Below are 17,829 nucleotides of genomic sequence, written 5' to 3'. Positions count from 1 at the left end.
GCTGCCCCTTTTGCCTATGCTAGATTCCGTAATGTTCGCTTAAATAGATCGCATGATTTGAAACGCCGGGCGCAACCTTCCAATCGCGAGCCAGGCGCAATCGCCCGGCGCAATGGTTAACGCAGGCCTAATGGCAACTTGCGACGAAGTGGACGCGCCTCAGGTCACCGGTCCCGGCGTGAACAGCGTCAGATCGTTGTGAATGCCCCAGCGGTCGGACCACACTTTGGTGCGGCCGCTTGCGACATCGAGGATCAGGCGGAACAGATCCCACCCGGTCTCCTCGATGGTGGCTTCGCCGGTGGCGATGCGGCCGGCGTCGAAGTCGATCAGGTCCTTCCAGCGCCGCGCCAGTTCGGTGCGCGTCGAGACCTTGATGACGGGGGCGGCGGCGAGCCCGTAGGGCGTGCCGCGGCCGGTCGTGAACACCTGCAGCGTCATTCCCGACGCAAGCTGCAGCGTGCCGCAGATGAAGTCGCTGGCGGGCGTGGCCGCGAAGATCATGCCTTTGGTTCGCACGCGCTCGCCCGGCGCCAGCACGTCGACGATCGCGCTGGTGCCTGATTTGACGATCGAGCCGAGTGACTTCTCCACGATGTTGGCGAGCCCGCCCTTCTTGTTGCCGGGCGTGGTGTTGGCGCTGCGGTCGGCGTCGCCCTTGGCGAGATAGCCGTCATACCAGTCCATTTCGCGGATCAGCGCGCGGCCGACGTCCTCATTGGCGGCGCGCCGCGTCAACAGATGAATGGCGTCGCGCACTTCGGTGACTTCGGAAAACATCACGGCGGCGCCGGCACGCACCAATAGATCGGCAGCGAAGCCGAGCGCGGGATTGGCGGTCACCCCGGAAAAGGCGTCCGAGCCGCCGCATTGCAGGCCGATCACGAGGTCGGAGGCGGGGCAGGTTTCGCGGCGGCGCGCATTGAGCACGGCAAGTCGCGCGTCCGCCATCTCCATGATGGCGTCGACGATGGCGCCAAACCCGTCGAACGCCTCGTCCTGCATCCGCACCACGCTGCTGTCGGTCCCTTCCGGAAGCAGCCGCTCGGGAACCAGTTTCTCGCAGCCGAGGCCGACGACCATCACCTCGCCGCCGAAATTCGGGTTCAGCGCGAGGTTCTGCAGGGTGCGTATCGGCACGATCGCCAGCGGCGCATTGATCGCGACGCCGCAGCCGTAATTATGCGTCAGCCCGACGACGTCATCGACATTGGGATATTTCGGCAGCAGTTCGGCCTTGATGCGCTTGATCGCAAACTGCAGCGTGCCGGCGACGCATTGCACACTGGTCGAGATCGCCAGCACGTTCTTGGTGCCAACCGAACCATCGGGATTGCGAAAGCCTTCGAACGTATAGCCTTCAAGCGGCGCCTGCGGGGCAGGGACGGCGGTAGCGAGTTCAAGCCTGTCGAGTTCAGGCGGCGTCGGCATGTCGATGCGCGCCTCGTCGACCCATTCGCCGGCCAGGATCGGCCGTGCCGCGGTGCCGATCACCTCGTTGTAGCGGCGGATCGGCGCGCCCGGCGCAATATCCGACAGTGCCACCTTGTGGCCCTGCGGCACGAAGGTGCGCAGCTCGAGACCGCAGGCAAACCGGCTCTTCGCCGGCAGCCCGAGATCGTTGACCACGATCGCGACATTGTCGTTGGGGTCGAGCCGGATGTAGCGCGGCTCAAAGGCCTGCGCCGTCGCAATTCCCGTCACGAAAATTCTCCTTGTTGCGCCCGTCGCATCCAGCGCCAGACCGGGCGAGTATAGGCGGTTTTGGCGAATATATGAAACTCGTGCACCATGACGTCATGGCGGCGATCGGCTGCCGCATGCGTTCGGCCATTGTGGAGAGGCCTTCCGGTGCGCTAGCCTCGCCAGTAAGAAAAAGAGAAAACGAAGGGGAAAGCATGGGCAAGAAGATAGCGATCGTCGGAGCCGGCGCCGTCGGCGGATATGCCGGCGCCCACATGGTGCAGGCGGGCGAGGACGTGACGTTCATCGATCCCTGGCCCGAGCATGTCGAGCATATGCGCAAGCACGGCCTGCGCGTCACCCACGCCATGGATGTTCCGGAATTTTCGGTTCCAGTCCGCGCGCTGCACCTCACGGACGCGCAGCAGCTTGCGAAGGAGGCGCCGGTCGACATCGCCTTCGTCTGCATGAAATCCTACGACACCGCCTGGGCCACCATGCTGATCCGGCAATATCTGGCGCCGGACGGCTATGTGGTGTCGCTGCAGAACTGCATGAATGAAGAAACCATCGCCGGCATCGTCGGCTGGGGCAAGACGCTCGGCTGCATCGCCAGCAGCATCACGGTCAATTTGCCGGAGCCCGGCCACATCCACCGCGGCGCCGGCAAGCACGGGGCGGCGCACACGGTGTTTCGCGCCGGCGAAGTGCACGGCCGCATCACGCCACGGGCGGAGGAAATTTGCCGCCTGGTCGGTTACACCGACAGCGCCAAGGTCACCAGCAACCTGTGGGGCGAACGCTGGTCCAAGCTGGTCGCCAACGTCATGGGCAACGGGCTCTCCGCCTGCACCGGCATGACCGGCGGCCAGATGCTGGAGAGCGAGCCGATCCGCCGCTTCTCGACCCGGCTCGGCAGCGAAGCCATCCGCGTCGGCCAGGCGCATGGCTATCAGCTCGAGGAGATCCTGCATCTGCCGCCGGAGACCATCGCGCGGGCCGGCGAGGGCGACGAGGCGGCGATGCGCGCCTGCGACGAGCAGCGTTTCGCGGACGGCAAGCGCACGGCATCAGGGCAACGTCCCTCGATGGGCCAGGACATGCAGAAGGGCCGGCGCACCGAGATCGAATTCATCAACGGCTTTGTGGTTGATGAGGGCGAGAAGGTAGGGCTTGCGTGCCGCGCCAATGCCGCGCTGACCGACATCGTGATGCGCGTTGAACGGGGCGAGCTGAAACCGGATCCGCGGCACATCACCGAGCTGCGGCTGAACTGAGCCCCACGCGATTGCGATCAACACCATGGGGCTATGATATTCCCTGAGTTGTCGTAACCTCCATCGCCTGAGATATTGGGAGGTGTGCCATGCGTCTCTTTCTTTATGGATTTATGTTGATGGCCTCGATTTCGACGGCGGCTGCGGATTCAAAAACAGATGCGCTTCAGATCATCGATAGATGGGCCAAGGCATTTACAGCGTCGGACGTTGACGCGATCGTCAAACTTTATGCGCCGGACGCGTTGTTCATGGGGACCGGCAGCAAGGCAGTCGTGACCAAGCCCGAGGGTATCAGAACCTATTTTGAAGCCGCGCTTCTCACCAACCGGCCGAGAGGAGCCACCCTCAACAGCTATGAATCGATCGTGCTCTCTGACAACGCCGTGCTGGTTACCGGTCTCGATACGACGACTCGTGACAAAGACGGAACCCCGATCAGCGGATCGGGACGGGTCACTTTCGTGGTGGCAAAGCGCGGTGCCGATTGGCAGATCGTGCATTTCCATCGGTCGGCCATGCCGCAATAGGCGGCTCACGTATTGGTGCCGCGCTGGACCTCTGCTGCGCCAGCCTTTAAGTATTCCCGATGGACATCGCATCGGACGCGCCGCAGTCGCGCTATTTTCAGTCGCAGGGGCTCAAGCTTCATTTCACGGATTGGGGTAACGCGCAGGCGCCGCCCCTGCTGCTGGTGCATGGCGGCCTCGATCACTCCCGCAGCTGGGATTATCTGGCGCGGGCGCTGGCTGCGGATTATCACGTCGTGGCGCCCGATTTGCGCGGCCACGGCGATTCCGGCTGGGCTTTCGGCTCCAGCTACAGCCTCGCCGACCACGTCTACGATCTGACAGGCCTGGTGAAAGCGGAAGGTTTTGACAAGGTCGCCATCGTCGGCCATTCGATGGGCGGCATGGTCAGCCTGACCTATGCCGGGGCTTTTCCCGAAAGGGTATCAAAGCTGGTCGTGCTGGATGGCGTCACCAATTTTCCGGCGCGGCGCCCCAAACCCGCGGACGTCAGGATATCGGATTGGGCCGGCGACCTCGACAAGCTGGCGCAGCGGAAAATCCATCGCTATCCGACCGTGGCCGACGGCGCCGATCGGATCGTCGGCCGCAACCCGCGGCTGACGCGCGAGCAGGCGATGCATCTGGCCACCCACGGCATGAAGCGCAACGACGACGGCAGTTTCAGCTGGAAGTACGATCCCTATTTGCGGGCGCGGGCGCCGTACCGGCTGTCGCTCGAAGACAATATCGGGCTGTGGTCACGCATCGCCTGCCCGACCTTGCTGGTCGCGGCCAGCGAAAGCTTTCTGCCCGATCCCGAGAAGGCCGGTGTGATGTCGCATTTCAAGCACGCCGAACTCGCCAAGATCGCCGGCGCCGGCCACTGGCTGCAGCACGACAGGCCGGATGAGGTGCTCGGGCTGATCCAGCGGTTTCTTACGCAATCTTGAGGGCTGGTGTAGCGAGGCCCGGCGGTTCATCGATTTCCTCCACGCCGGCAGCCGTCCGGCAGATCATCATCGCTTCACGCAAGTTCCCCGCGGCGATGTCGGCTTTGGCCGCCTCCCGCAGTTCTTCCAGCGATTCCTTGTCGAGGTTCTCGGCCCAGCAACCGAGCATGATGATCGTGGCCTTTGGCAATTGGCGACGCAGGCGCCGAACCGAGTAGCGCATATGGGCGGGACTGCTGGCGTCGAGATAGGACAGGCAGACGATCGCGACACCGGTGAAATCCAGCTGCACGATCCTGGTCGACGAAAGTGCGTCCGCAGGCTCGACCCGTGCACCGAGGCCATGCGCGTTGGAAAGCTGCGCAAACAGCACCGCTGCGGCTTCGTCGAGCGGGGTGCGCCCGGCCAGGCAGAGCACCGGCGCTTCTCCCTGCCAATGAAGCGGAAGATCGGCTTTTTGCACGACCGGCAAATTGCTTGATATCGCGGCATCCGGGACGGTTTCGACCGCGGCCGCCGCCTCCGCATCCATGGTCGGCGAGGTTACCTCGGGGATCGAATCATCCTGGGTGGAAAGGTCGCTGGCAAACTCGGTAACGGCGTCGCGAATCTTGATCATGCGCGCCTGGTCCAGGGCATCGCGCTTGGCATCTGCCTGCGCCAGTTGAAGGCCTCTCAGGGCGACCTCGTCGAAGTACGAAGAAAGCGATTTCTCCTTCAGGAATTCTTCGGCCTTTCCTGCCGCCTCGATCGGATCGCCGGCGAGCATTCGCTGGTAGAACATTTCCGGCGGTGACAATGCGGGCCTGTCGCCAAAAATCACATCGAGAAATTCGAGCCGCTCGACATGACGTCCGAGGACGACGAGGCAAACCGTCAAGGGCGTTGCAAGGACGAGCCCGATGGGCCCCCACAATGCGGTCCAGAATGTCGCTGACGCGACGATGGCGACGGGAGAAAGTCCGGTGCTCTGGCCGTAGGCGAGAGGCTCCACCACCTGGCTGATGATCGGTCCGACTCCCAGAAAAAGCACGACCGTCCATACGAGCATCGACCAGCCGGGATCGACGGCGGCCGCCAACGCCAGCGGAAAAGCCGCCGAGATGGCTGTGCCGATGTAGGGGACGAACCGCAGCACGGCCGCCAGAATGCCCCAGAGGATCGCGCTGGGAATACCTATGAACGATAGTCCCGCTCCGATGATCACGCCGAAAGTGGCGTTGATCATCAGCTGAGCCAGAAACAGCCGGCTAAGGCGCGTTGCCGCATCGTCCAGCGCTGCCGTCGTGCGTTGCAGATCATGCGAGCCCGCCAATCGAATTAGGCGGTTTCGCAGATCCTCGCGCTGGATCAGGATGAAGATCACGAAAATGATGATGATGCCGGTGGTCGCAAGCGGGTTTAGCAATGGCGCGATCAGGGTTCGCAGATTCTCCAGGGCTCCCGGGTCGGGCTGACGCACTTCAACGGGGATCGGCAAGGCCGTGACGGCAGCATTTGGCGCGCCGAGACGCGGGATGGCCCCGCGGACCGATTTGTCATCCTTCGGCCTGTCGAGCTCCCGGCTCAACTCCTGGAGCATATCCGCCGCACGTTCGAGGGTGCCGCTGCTCGCCGTGACGCCGCGCACTGATTTGATCTTTTCACGCATCGTCGATTGATAAACCGGCAGGTCTCCAGCCAGTTGGGTCAATTGATTGGCGATCAGGGTGCCGAGGCCGAAGATCACCGAGAATGCCAGAAAGACGATGCCCACGACCGCCAGGCTGCGGGGAACGCGGGCGCGCTGCAGCAATCCGACCGGCGGTCCGAGCACAAAGCTGAGAAGAATAGCGAGCGCGATGGGTACGAATATTTCCCGGCCGAAATACAGCGCCGCAATGAACAATGCGGCGAGGATCGAGCAGGCGACGGCACTCAGCAAAGCCAGCAACTCGTCCATCGTGCGTCCGGCGCTGACTTTTCTGGTGATCAAGCTCATTGAGGCTTTCTGAGGCGTTGCAGGAAATAGACGCCGGGCACGGGGAACAAAAAATGGTTTGAACAGGCGGCTCAAGCTGGTTCTCCCGTAACCAAGGCGCGACCGGCGCATAGGTTGCACCGGTTGGGGCAGCCTATTCACTGGAGACCGCGGAACCATTTTGCGAACTGCGAACCAGCCTTCGTCGAAGGCACTCTGGCGAGCAGGTTGCCAGCCCGGTGCGGTCCGCGACGTCGAACTAATCCGGCAGCAACGCGTTATTCCTGTATGCAAAAAGGCAAACCACGCTGCGCCGGCCCGATGAACATGCAGCCCGTCGATCACGGTTCGACGAGGCCGGCACCGTTGCTGCCTGCAGTGCCCGGCTCGGACGAAGCGGATCGTTTGAGAGCATCGCTGCCGAAAACCAAACTGACCAGAGCCGATGCCGTCCGCGCTGCGAAGGCCAGGATCATGCGGCGCAATTCACTGCGAAAGCAGCGGCTGGCGCAAAAGGGATGACGCCGGAAAACCTCAGTTCCTGGAATCGTTTTCCCGATCCAGCTCTTGAAGGTATGACAGCCCATGCACGGTCAAGCGGTGCTCGTTCGTTTCACCGTCGATGTATAATTTCATCAGATGCCTTGAAAGACGCTCGCGGGTGCCCTTCGTCTCGGAACGGTCCGCAAGGGCGCCGTATATGCTCAGCGCGCGGTCAACGGGTAGCGTTTGCATTGAGCCATCTCATCGGTTGAGTTCGATCTGAAGAGGTAAAGCCCGCTGCTCCGTATCGTTCCGCATTATGCTGATGCAATTGTAAGCGTCAGGTCCGGAAAAACACGAAAAGGACAATTGCCAGAGTGACCACGGCAATACTCAGGCTGATGAGGAGCAAAAACAGTATCGACGGTCCAGGCTCGGCCTGGCGAGCTTCCGTTGGCGTTTCGATAATGACGCCGTGTTTTTTGATGGCCATACGGTTCCTTCGCTCATTCCAGCGTTTCCTGGGCATTGGCAGATAGCCCCAGACCCCCGGATCGAGGCGGGTTGGTCGAACACTGGTGTTGGCTATCTCTGGAGACCAAGCCGCCTGGCTCATGATGGTTCCGGCCGATCCGCGACCCGTTGGCTCTACCCGCCTACGAAGCTAGTACCCCGCCACCTGATGCGGCCTGAACAGCCGGCCCTTTTCCACCACCAGCACGACGCCGAGCGACGCCAGCGTGCACAGAAAGAAGCCGGTCGCGAACGGCAGCAGCGTGCCGTCGTAATCCTGGCCGATCGTGGTGCCGATGCCGATGCCGAGCAGGGTGGTGATCGATCCGTACAGCGACGAGGCGGTGCCGGCGATGTGGCCCTGCGGCTCCATCGCCAGCGCGGTGAAGTTGGCGATCATCAACCCGAACGAAAACATCATCAGCGCCGACAGCGCCATGAACAGCGGCAAGGGCAGCATCTGCAATTTCACCGCCGCCAGCATGATGCCGGATACGGCGACGTAACCGAGCAATGCGGCGTGTGAAATCACGCGCATGCCCAGACGATTGACGAAGCGGGAGTTGACGAAGCCGGCGATGGCGGTGCCGATCGCGATGCCTGCGAAAGCAATGGGAAAATAATGCCCGAGCTTGTAGATCTCGGTGAACACCTGTTGCGACGTGAACACGTAAGCGAACAGCGAGCCGAGCACACCGCCGGAGACCAGCGCGTAGCCCAGCGTCTGGCGGTTGGTCACGGTCTGGCGGAAGGCGTCGAGGATGTCGCGGACGGCGAGCGACCGGCGCAGCTGAAGCGGCAGCGTCTCCGGCATGCGCCACGCGCTCCAGATCAGCGTCACCATGCCATAGACCATCAGCACGATGAAGATGCCTCGCCATTGCGTCAGCATCAGCACCGCCTGCCCGAATGACGGCGCGATGACGGGCACCGCGATGAACACCATCATGGCCAGCGACATCACGCTCGCCATGCGGCGGCCGGCGTAGCAGTCGCGCACGATCGAGGTGGCGATGACGCGGGTTGCCGAGGTGCCGAGGCCCTGCAGCGCGCGCGCCAGCAATAACGTCTCGAACGAGGGGGCGGCGATCGCCAGCAGGCTCGCGATGAAATAAACGGTCATGCCGCCGAGCAGCACCGGCCGGCGGCCGAAGCGGTCGGACAGCGGCCCCATCACGAACTGGCCGACACCGAAGCCGACCAGGAAGATCGACAGCACCATTTGCGGGCGGTTGGCGTCGGTGAGGTGGAACGCGGAGCGGATGTTAGGCAGCGCCGGCAGCATCATGTCCATCGCCAGCGGATTCAGCGCCATGATGGAGGCGATGATGACAACGAATTCGGGGAAGCCCATCGGGCGGTGGCCTGAGGAAACCCAGGCATTGGCATTGATTTCAGACACTTACGACCTCATTTCAGGCCGTGAATCTATTCCTTTTGTTGCGTCGCACAATGCCCAATCCGGGATGGCTGCCCGTCGGGGAGGGATGGGGTTGTGGGGTAGCTTGCTGAAAACGAAGGCACACGGTCGCGGCAGGAACAGTGCGCTCCCTCCCCCGCAAGGGGGGAGGGAGCCGACCTTTCGTGGCCGGCCTCTTGCGAAAGAGTCGGTCGGTAAGTGGCTTCTGGTATTCGGAAAACGTGTCAACCCCTGAAATAAAAAATATTTCTGTTTTACCGAACAGAAAATCAGTTTACAAGATAGCCATCCCGTCCCACTTAGAGGGCGTCGGCCGTCGTCACGGACGTTGGACGGGTTGCGGTGGACGCTGATGTTGCGATCGACGAGCGCAGCATGAGCGTACGGCGAAGACGTGTGGTCCTGGCGCCCGTTGCTGGCGTCAAGTTCCTGAGAGGCCAAAAAGCTGATCAGGGGCGACGGAGTCAATAAAGAACTCGTCTCCGGGGAGAGCGCGTTATAAGCCGTAAAGCCATTGCGCAGGGAATGTCGGATCGCCTCCGCTGCCCTGTATGCTCGTGTGCATTTTGTTTTGTGCAAACCGCACGCGAGACCGCGGGTGCAGCGTGCATCCGGCATTCCCTGCGCCCTCTCATTTTCGAGAGGTTGCGAAAATTACCTGCAAACCTCGGGCAGATCGTGCCGCGAGATCGCGAACACATATTCAGTCGTCGTCCCGGACAAGCGAAGCGCGATCCGGGACCCATAACCACAGGGAGAAGTTTTGCGAAAGGTCTCTGCTACCCAGCCTTCACCGAGAGATCACGCGGTATGGGTCCCGGCGTTCGCCGGGACGACGAGCGACGAAAGGCGGGCCTGGCCCGCCGAAGCCCAGCGGGCGTAGGCGGAAGGCGGATTGTCTTAATGACCCCTTTGCTTTAATCCCCCAACCATTGACCGCCTCGAAACGGAGACCCCGTGCCAGACCAACCCCTACGCATCGGCACACGCAAGAGCGTGATGGCACTGGCGCAGACGGATGAGGTCGCGCGGCTGCTGCGATCAGCCAATCCGGGTCTTGATGTCGAGATCATAAAATTCGAAACCCGTGGCGATCAGGACCAGACCAGCAAGCTGCTGCGCCATGGCGGCAAGGGCGGCGCGTTCGTCGCCGAAATCCGCCAGGCCATGCGCGCCGGCGAATTGCAGGCCGCGATGCATTCGCTGAAGGACGTGCCGGGCAATGAGGAGACGCCGGGCCTCGTGATTGCAGCGACCTTGCCACGCGATGCCGCCAACGATTCACTGGTGCTGCGTCCGGGACTTTCGCTGGAAACTTTTCGGGCCTCGCGCGGCAAGGGCTTCAAGATCGGCACCAACGCGGTGCGCCGCGCGGCCTATCTGCGCCGGCTGTTTCCGGAAGTCACCGTGATCCATTACCGCGGCGCCGCCGACACGCGGATCGCAAAACTCGATCGCGGCGACATGCAGCGGCTTCCCGATGGTGGCGAGGTCGGGCCGGCGGATGCACTGGTGATGGCACGCTCCGGCCTCGAGCGCATCGGCATGACATCGCGCATTGCCTATGATTTCTCCGTCACCGAAATGCTGCCGTCGGTCGGCCAGGGCATCGTCGCCGTCGAATGCGTCGAGAAGGACTGGCTCACGCGTGGCTATCTTTCTGGCATCGAGGACACGTCCTCGCGGCTCTGCGCCGAGGCCGAGCGCGAGGTGCTGTGGGTGCTGAACGGCCATTGCAACTCGCCGATCGCGGGTCACGCGACGATTTCCGGCAACGACATGACGCTCACGGCTGCTGTGCTGGATGAGACCGGTGCGCGCTTCATCGAGGCGTCGCGAACGGCGGCGGCGGACCGCCCCCGCGAACTCGGCCGCGCCGTTGGTCTGGAATTGCTCGACAAGGGTGCCGCCGAGATCATCGCGCGCAACCGCCCCGAAGAGCACTAAAGCGTTTTCGAGCGAAGTGGGTACCGGTTCGCGTGAAGAAAACGCGTCAAACAAGAATCTAGCGAACGACCTCGCTCCAGTCCGGACAGGTGCGCTGATCGACCGGCACCAGCCACGCCTTGTAGTTGGTCTTGTCGATCACCTCGGCCGGCAGCATCACCTTCTCCGGCAGCGGTTCGCGCTTGAGATGGCGCACCGCCGCCCGCGTCGCGGTGCAGCCGATCTTGAACATGTTGAAGTCGACGCTCGCGAGCATCCCGCCGGCTTCGATCTGCTTGACCGCCGGCAGGATGCCGTTGATGCCGATCACGATCGCGCTCCGGTTGGCGGTCTTGAGCGCGTCGAGCACGCCGAGCGCCATGCTGTCATTGGCCGAGAGCACCGCGTCGATCTGCTTGTGTTCGGTGAGCAGCTTCTCCATCCCGCGCCTGGCATCGGGTGTCTGGTAGTTGCCGACAGCGGAGCCGAGCACCTCGATGCCGGGGAATTCGCCGAAAGCGCGCTGGTAACCACGCAGCCGCTCGCGGTTGGTGGGGGCGGCCGGCGTGCCCTCGATGACGACGATCTTGCCCTTAGCCCCAAGATGCTCGAACAGATAGCGCGCCTCGCGATAGCCGATCTCGAAATCGTCGGCGCCGACATAGGTGACAAAACTGCCTGGCAGCGGATTGGAGACCAATATCACCGGAATCTTGGCTTCGTTGAGCAGCTTCACCGAAGGGACCATCGCGACATCATCGACGGGAATGAAGATGATCGCATCCGGCCGATCCTTGATGACCTGCTCCACCATCGCCTTCTGTTCGTCGACATTGTCAGGCTGCTTCGGCACGAAGTGCACGACCTTTGTGCCGCTGGTCCGCGCGATCTGGTCGGCGGCAATGCGGAAGGCTTCATACGCCGGGTTGGTCGAATTCTTGGTGAACACGGCGATGGTCATCTGGTTGTCGGCCGCGGTGGCGCTATGTGCCAGCAACGCCGTCGCGGCTACCAGCATCGTCATCAGGTTTCGCATCGTTGCCTCCCTGTGCGTTATTCTCAAGAACCCAACCCCGTCATTGCGAGGAGCGGAGCGACGAAGCAATCCATCTCTACCGTTGAGTTGGCTATGGATTGCTTCGCTTCGCTCGCAATGACGAACTACTCAAAGCCACAAAATCTTCTTCCGGTACTCAAGATCGGTCAGCAGCGGCGCGGCCGGTCCCTGATGGAACACTGCGCCGCGCTCCAGCGCGAAGACGCGGTCGGCCAGCGCCAGCACGAGATCGAGATTGTGCTCAACGATCACAATGGACGTGTGCCGCCGCAATTGGTCGAACACCTTGAACAGCTCGAGGATCACGGTCGGCGCCAGTCCCTCAAAGGGCTCGTCGAGCAGCAGCAGCTTGACATTGCCCGACATCGCGCGCGCCACCGCGACCATCTGCTGCTCGCCGCCGGAGAGATAATCCGCCGCGACGTCCATGCGCTCACGCAATCGTGGGAAATACTGCAGGATCTGCGCTTCGTCCCACACCACGCCGTTGCTGCCGTCGGTCTTGCGCGCCAGGCGCCCGAGCGAGAGATTTTCCCGCACCGTCATGCCGGCGAACAGGCCGCGACCCTGCGGGACATAACCGATGCCCATGCGCGCGATATCGGGCGCGGGCAGGCGGGCGATGTCGGTGCCGGCATATTCGATTCTACCCGACGACAGCGGCGTCAGTCCGGCGAGCGTCTTGAGCAGCGTCGATTTGCCGGCGCCGTTGCGGCCGAGCAGCGCGACGATCTCGCCTTCGCGCACGTCCAGCGAGGCGTCGTGCAGGATATGGCTCTTGCCGTAGAACGTGTTGACGCCTTCGAAGCGCAGAACCTGCGCCGCGCTCTCCCTGGCTTCGTCGGTGCGGCTGTGCTCCACCTCGGGAACGCCGGTGCCGGTATAGATTTCCTGCACCCGGCGGTCGGCACGCACCGCACTGGGCGGGCCCGTCATCAGCACCTCGCCCTGGTTCATCACGGTGACGGAGTGCGAGAAGCCGAGCACCCGGTCGATATCGTGCTCGACGATCAGCACGGGGATATTGGCGGCGACGTTCTTGACGAGATTCGAAACGCGCTCGCGTTCGGCAGCGGCAAGGCCGGCCAGCGGCTCGTCGAGCAACAGCACCTGCGGCTTGGAGCCGAGCGCGATGCCGAGATCGACCAGCCGTTGCCCGCCATAGGAGAGTTCGCCGCCTTCGATGGTCTCGATGCCTTCGAGGCCGAGGAACTTGATCAGCTCCGCGGTCTCGGCGTGAATGCTCTCATAGCTGTCGATGTCGCGCCAGAAATTGAAGCGCATGTCGCTCTGCGCCTGCAGCGACAGCCGCAAATTCTCGTAGATCGACAGGCCCTTGAACAGATTGGTGATCTGGAACGAGCGCGCCAGGCCCTGATGGCAGATCAGGTCGGACGGCACGCCCTGGATCTCGCGGCCGTTGAGCTTGATGGTGCCCTTGTCGGTCGGAAACAGCCCCGAGACCAGATTGAACAGCGTGGTTTTTCCGGCGCCGTTCGGGCCGATCAGCGCATGGATCTCACCGGCGCCGACCGTAAGACTCGCATTGTGGACGGCGCGGATCCCGCCAAAGCTCCTGGAGACGCCATTCACTTCCAGCACGGTGCCGGTGAGGCCCTTCGGCGTCAGGAAGGCCGGCAGCGGCAGGCCCTCATATATCTTGCGCCGGCTCATCGCGGCGGATTCCTCCGGCGCCGGCCACCAGCGTTTGCTGAGCCGGGCCCAGATGCCGACCAGCCCGTCCGGCGAGAACAGCACGAAGGCGACGAAGATCAGTCCGAACCACAGCAGCCAGTCCGAGGTCCAGATCGAAAACAATTCGCGGAACAGGATGAAGAACAGCGCGCCGAGCGCCGGCCCCAGCATGCTGCGCATCCCGCCGATCACGACGATCGCCAGCAGTTCGCCGGAGAACGGCACCGAGACCGCCTCGGCCGAGACGAGGTAATTCTGGAATCCGATCAGCCCGCCGGCAAAGCCCGTGACCACTGCCGAGATCACGAAGACGCCGAGCTTGTAGCGCTCGACCGGATAGCCCTGGAACGTGGCGCGCAACTGGTTCTCGCGGATCGCCACCAGCACGTGGCCGAACGGCGAACGCACCAGCCGCAGCAACAGATAGAGCACGCCGAGGCTGAGCACGGCGACGACGATGTAATAGTTGAGCGCGTTGTCGAGATCGAAGGCGCCGATGCTGCCGCGCTTCAGGCCACCGAGGCCGTCTTCGCCGCCGGTGACTTTGGTCCAGCGGAAGGCGGTGGTGTAGGCCAGCGCCGCCAGCGCCAGCGTCAGCAGCGAGAAGTAGACGCCGCGGCGCCGCAGGATGACTATACCGACGGCCGCGGAGGCGACCGCCACCACGACCAGCGACAGCAGCAGCGGCAGCCAGATCGAGCCGGGGAACCAGTTGAGCTGGATCAGGCCCGCCGCATAGGCGCCGATGCCGAACCAGGTGCCGTGGCCGAACGAGACCAGGCCGGTGTAGCCGACACACAGGTTGAGCCCCATGGTCGCGATCGCCAGCGCCACCACCATGGTCCCGGTGTTGTGCGACAGGCCAAGCGCCTGCATGCCGAACGGCAGCGCGATCAGTGCGAGGCCCGCCAGCAGCAGCGGCCGGTATTTCGAGGCGGACGACAGCTTCATTCGAATTTCTCGATACGCTCGCCCAACAGCCCGCGCGGCCGCACCAGCAGCACCACGAACATCAGGACATACATTGATGCCTCGCCGGCGGCGGGCTCGAAATGGATGGTGATGCCGCGCACCACGCCGACCAGCAGGGCCGCGATCACCACGCCCCAGAAGCTGCCGAGGCCGCCGATCACGACGACGACGAAGGCGACCGTGATGATGTCGGCGCCCATCGCCGGCTGCACGATGGTGATCGGCGCGAAGAACGCGCCGGCGAGTGCGGCCATGCCGACGCCGAGCATCACGATCGCGGTCATGTATGGCTGCAGCCGGATGCCCAGCGCCGCGACCATGTCGGGCCGCTGGATGCCGGCGCGCACCACGCGGCCGAACGAAGTCTTGTGCAGCAGCAGCCAAACCCCGACCAGCACGGCGATCACCACAGCGAGAATGAGGAGGCGGTAACGGGAAAACAGGAAGTCGCCGAGGAACACCGAGCCGCGCAGCGCGGGCGGGATCGCCGCCGAAATAGGCGGCGCACCCCAGATGATGCGGATCGCCTGTTCAGCGACCATCGCGAGCCCGAACGTCACCAGCAGGCTCAGGATCGGATCAGCGGTGTAGAAACGGCGGAGGATGTAACGCTCGAACAGGATGCCCAGCATCGCCACCGCAATCGGCGACAGCACGACGGCGGAGCCGAAGCCGAGATATTTGGTGATCTCGACGGAGACGTACGCCCCCAGCGCGAAGAACGCGCCATGCGCCAGATTGACGACACCGCCGACGCTGAAGATCAGCGAGAGCCCGAGCGCGATCAGGAGATAATAGCCCCCGAGCACGAGGCCATTCACCACCTGTTCCAGCAAGAACGCGAATTGCATGTGTCTACCTTGAACAAAAGCGGCGCCGGCTGGTCGATGCCGGCGCCGCTCGCGCCAAACGGGGCTAGCGCGCCAGGTGGCGCGTTAGGCCTTCATCTCGCAGGGATTCTGCGTCTTGGTCGGATAGATTTTCTCCAGCGGCTCTGCCGCCACCGGCACGGCGTCACCAAGCACCAGCATGTCCCACTTGTCCTTCATCTCGCTCTTCGCCTTCACCGTGAACGGATAGGCCTCCTGCACCAGCTGGTGATCCCAGGAGCGGAAATAGCCCTTGCGCGCCTTCATGATGTCGAACTCGGTCTGCTTTTCGAAATGCGCGATCAGCGCGTCGCTCTCGGTCGATTTGATCTCGTTGATCGCCTGCGCCAGCAGCTTGAGCGTGACGTATTCGATCCAGGCGTGGTTCTCCGGAGGCTTGCCGTATTTTTGGGTAAAGGCGGCGACAAAGGCCTTGGAGGCCGGGTTGTCGAGCGTGTGATACCAGACGGTCGGCCATGTGCCGCTGAGATTGCCTTCGCCGGCGGCCCAGGCGTCGCCGGTGTTGAGGTTGAAGCCGACCAGCGGGTAGGGGAAGCCGAACTCCGCATACTGCTTCACCAGATTGGTGACCTGGTTGCCCGCGAGGTTGCAGCAGACCACGTCCGGCTTGGCCTGCCGCACCTTCAGCAGATAGGGACTGAAATCGGTGACGTCGGTCGCGATCAGTTCGTCGCCGGCCAGCGTGGCGCCGTTGGCGTCGAAGAAGGTTTTTGCGGCTTTCAGCAGATCGTGGCCGAAAATGTAGTCCGCGGTCAGCGTGAAGAATTTCTTGCCCTTCACCATGCCCTTTTGATTGAGCGCGGTGCCGACGGCATTGACCATCACCGTGTTCGGAATGTCGCAGTGGAACGAGTAGCGGTTGCAGTTCTTGCCGCGAAGCGCGTCGGAGCGCGCGCCGGTCGAGAAGAACACCTTCTTGTTGCGCTCGGCGACCTGCATGATGGTCAGCGAGGAGGCCGAGGAGATTTCGCCGAGCAGCACCACCGCGCCATCCTGCTCGATCATGCGCTGGGCCTTGGTCGAGGCGGTCGCGGGATTGACCGAGTCTTCCGATATCAGGTCGATCTGCTTGCCCATGATGCCGCCGGACTGATTGATCTCTTCCGCGGCGAGCTTGACGCCGAGCTGCGCATAGCTGCCGATCGCGCCGAGAAAGCCGGTCAGCGGCACGAGATGTCCGATCTTGATGCGGGTTGCCTGGGCGCGAACGATCGCTGGAAATCCCAGAGCGGAAGCGCCGGCAAACGCGGCGCCTGTCTTCAACAAAGTACGTCGGCTGTAGCTGAGCATGGCGGGTCTCCTCCCTGGGGGCGCGTCACGACGTCCTGCCTCCGATTCTCGCTATGCGAGGATGTGAGAGACGTTTTTTTATTATTGGAGGATAATTCCGGACACAGCCGCGCCTGTCAACGCCAAATGCGTCGCAGATTCGCTTCAAGCGATTGGGGAGAGGCGTTAGGAGGACTTCGCGGTGTCGCGGGCGCCGAACTCGGTGGACAACCGGGCGGCGGCGGTTTGCACCAGTTTGGCGCGGCTTTTCAGCACCTGGTCGGACATCCGCCAGATCGGGCCGGAAATGCCCAGCGCCCCGATCACGTCGCCGGTAAAATTGTAGACCGGCACCGCGATGCAGCGCACTTCCGCGTTGTACTCGCCGTCGTCGATCGCGATTGCGCTGCGCCGGATTTCGGCAATTTCGCGCAGCAGCACGGCAGGATCGGTGATCGACTTGCCGGTCGAAGGCTTCAGTTCGACACGTTCGAGGAACCGCTTCAATTGGTCGGGGCGCAGCGAGGCCAGGATGATCTTGCCGAGCGCAGTGCAGTGCGCCGGTCGCACCACGCCGACCCGGTCGGTGAGCTGGAACGCGCCGGAGCCGCTGGTGCGGGCAATAACCACGACGGAATCGCCCATGCGGACCGCAAAATGCCCGCTCTCGCCGGTTTCCCGCGAGAGATCTTCCAGCACCGGTGTCGCGAGATTGACCATCTCGATTTCATCAAGCGCGCTGGCGGCGAGCGCGAACAACGGCCGACCAACGCGGTAGCGCTTGGAATCCCGCTCCTGCCGCATGTAGCCCAGCGTGACGAGGGTCTTGGCAAGATGGAACGTGGTGGAATTATGCAGGCCGACAAGCTTGCTGAGTTCAGCGAGGCTGATGCCCTCGCGGTGGCGCGCGACTTCCTCGAGGATCGAAAACGCGCGCCCGAGCGACTGCACGCCGCCGCGCTGACGCTCCTCGGCGTCGTCGTCGATGTTGGGCGCGTTCGATTGCACCAGCCGGGCGACCGCCGTCTTGCGTGGCGTGGCGGGCTTCTCGCTCGTCTTCGGCTTGGTTCGCGATTTCACGGATGGGTCTCCAGGAGGGCAGGGCCGAATTCTATCAGGCTGTCCTCGTCAATGAATAGCATGATGCTCCGCTGCGGGCCTGTTCATCTATACCACAATAGCAATTGACGTACAGTATTATGAGAAATAGGGTCCGCCCTTG

The 17,829-nt window shown here is 63.0% G+C and carries 13 protein-coding genes; 4 read left to right on the top strand and 9 right to left on the bottom strand.

All coding sequences use genetic code 11. The features are described 5' to 3' along the window. Window positions 1–159 precede the first annotated feature (159 nt). Window positions 160–1,695, bottom strand: coding sequence for a galactarate dehydratase (gene garD / locus JQ629_RS13975; RefSeq protein WP_212413271.1), 1,536 nt, complete (start codon window positions 1,693–1,695; stop codon window positions 160–162). Window positions 1,696–1,898: 203 nt separating this feature from the next. Here garD and JQ629_RS13970 point away from each other — a divergent pair, with 203 nt between their 5' ends. The 3 genes from JQ629_RS13970 (at window position 1,899) to JQ629_RS13960 (ending at window position 4,422) form a co-directional block, all read left to right on the top strand. Further along, the gene (locus JQ629_RS13970; RefSeq protein ID WP_212413173.1) at window positions 1,899–2,960 is read left to right on the top strand and encodes a ketopantoate reductase family protein; all 1,062 of its coding nucleotides are present in this window, start codon (window positions 1,899–1,901) and stop codon (window positions 2,958–2,960) included. 89 nt (window positions 2,961–3,049) lie between these two features. Next, on the top strand, window positions 3,050–3,490 hold the full coding sequence (locus JQ629_RS13965) for an SgcJ/EcaC family oxidoreductase (RefSeq protein ID WP_212413172.1): 441 nt from the start codon (window positions 3,050–3,052) through the stop codon (window positions 3,488–3,490). Window positions 3,491–3,549: 59 nt separating this feature from the next. Further along, window positions 3,550–4,422 carry an alpha/beta fold hydrolase gene (locus tag JQ629_RS13960; protein ID WP_212413171.1) on the top strand — a complete coding sequence of 291 codons (873 nt, stop codon included), beginning with the start codon at window positions 3,550–3,552 and terminating at the stop codon, window positions 4,420–4,422. On the opposite strand, the gene JQ629_RS13955 is transcribed toward JQ629_RS13960, so the two are convergent. From JQ629_RS13955 to JQ629_RS13945, 3 genes are all read right to left on the bottom strand, one after another. Beyond that, entirely contained in the window at window positions 4,409–6,403 is a 1,995-nt protein-coding gene (locus JQ629_RS13955) for an AI-2E family transporter (RefSeq protein WP_212413270.1), read from the bottom strand. The genes JQ629_RS13960 and JQ629_RS13955 overlap by 14 nt on opposite strands. An 802-nt stretch (window positions 6,404–7,205) precedes the next feature. Further along, complete coding sequence (locus JQ629_RS13950) at window positions 7,206–7,481, bottom strand: hypothetical protein (RefSeq protein ID WP_212413283.1); 276 nt, start codon at window positions 7,479–7,481, stop codon at window positions 7,206–7,208. 48 nt (window positions 7,482–7,529) lie between these two features. After that, window positions 7,530–8,780, bottom strand: coding sequence for a multidrug effflux MFS transporter (locus tag JQ629_RS13945; protein ID WP_349631264.1), 1,251 nt, complete (start codon window positions 8,778–8,780; stop codon window positions 7,530–7,532). A 975-nt stretch (window positions 8,781–9,755) separates the two neighbouring features. On the opposite strand from JQ629_RS13945, the gene hemC reads away from it, so the two are divergent. Then, window positions 9,756–10,745, top strand: a complete 990-nt coding sequence (hemC, locus tag JQ629_RS13940; protein ID WP_349631263.1) for a hydroxymethylbilane synthase — start codon at window positions 9,756–9,758, stop codon at window positions 10,743–10,745. A gap of 58 nt (window positions 10,746–10,803) precedes the next feature. On the opposite strand, the gene JQ629_RS13935 is transcribed toward hemC, so the two are convergent. From JQ629_RS13935 to JQ629_RS13915, 5 genes are all read right to left on the bottom strand, one after another. Then, on the bottom strand, window positions 10,804–11,760 hold the full coding sequence (locus JQ629_RS13935; RefSeq protein WP_212413170.1) for a sugar ABC transporter substrate-binding protein: 957 nt from the start codon (window positions 11,758–11,760) through the stop codon (window positions 10,804–10,806). A 129-nt stretch (window positions 11,761–11,889) separates the two neighbouring features. Then, a complete protein-coding gene (locus tag JQ629_RS13930; protein ID WP_212413169.1) occupies window positions 11,890–14,427 on the bottom strand; it encodes a branched-chain amino acid ABC transporter ATP-binding protein/permease in 2,538 nt (845 codons plus the stop codon). Continuing rightward, window positions 14,424–15,299 (bottom strand): branched-chain amino acid ABC transporter permease, encoded by an 876-nt coding sequence (locus tag JQ629_RS13925; RefSeq protein ID WP_212035386.1) that lies wholly within the window; start codon window positions 15,297–15,299, stop codon window positions 14,424–14,426. The genes JQ629_RS13930 and JQ629_RS13925 overlap by 4 nt, the downstream gene beginning before the upstream one ends. 84 nt (window positions 15,300–15,383) lie before the next feature. Beyond that, the gene (locus JQ629_RS13920) at window positions 15,384–16,628 is read right to left on the bottom strand and encodes an ABC transporter substrate-binding protein (protein WP_212413168.1); all 1,245 of its coding nucleotides are present in this window, start codon (window positions 16,626–16,628) and stop codon (window positions 15,384–15,386) included. Between the two features lie 165 nt (window positions 16,629–16,793). Beyond that, window positions 16,794–17,687 (bottom strand): IclR family transcriptional regulator, encoded by an 894-nt coding sequence (locus tag JQ629_RS13915; RefSeq protein ID WP_212413167.1) that lies wholly within the window; start codon window positions 17,685–17,687, stop codon window positions 16,794–16,796. Window positions 17,688–17,829 lie beyond the last annotated feature (142 nt).

This window comes from Bradyrhizobium sp. AUGA SZCCT0222 (assembly GCF_018130205.1).
In the GTDB taxonomy this organism is placed as follows: domain Bacteria; phylum Pseudomonadota; class Alphaproteobacteria; order Rhizobiales; family Xanthobacteraceae; genus Bradyrhizobium.
This window is presented reverse-complemented; position numbering and strand designations above follow the sequence as displayed.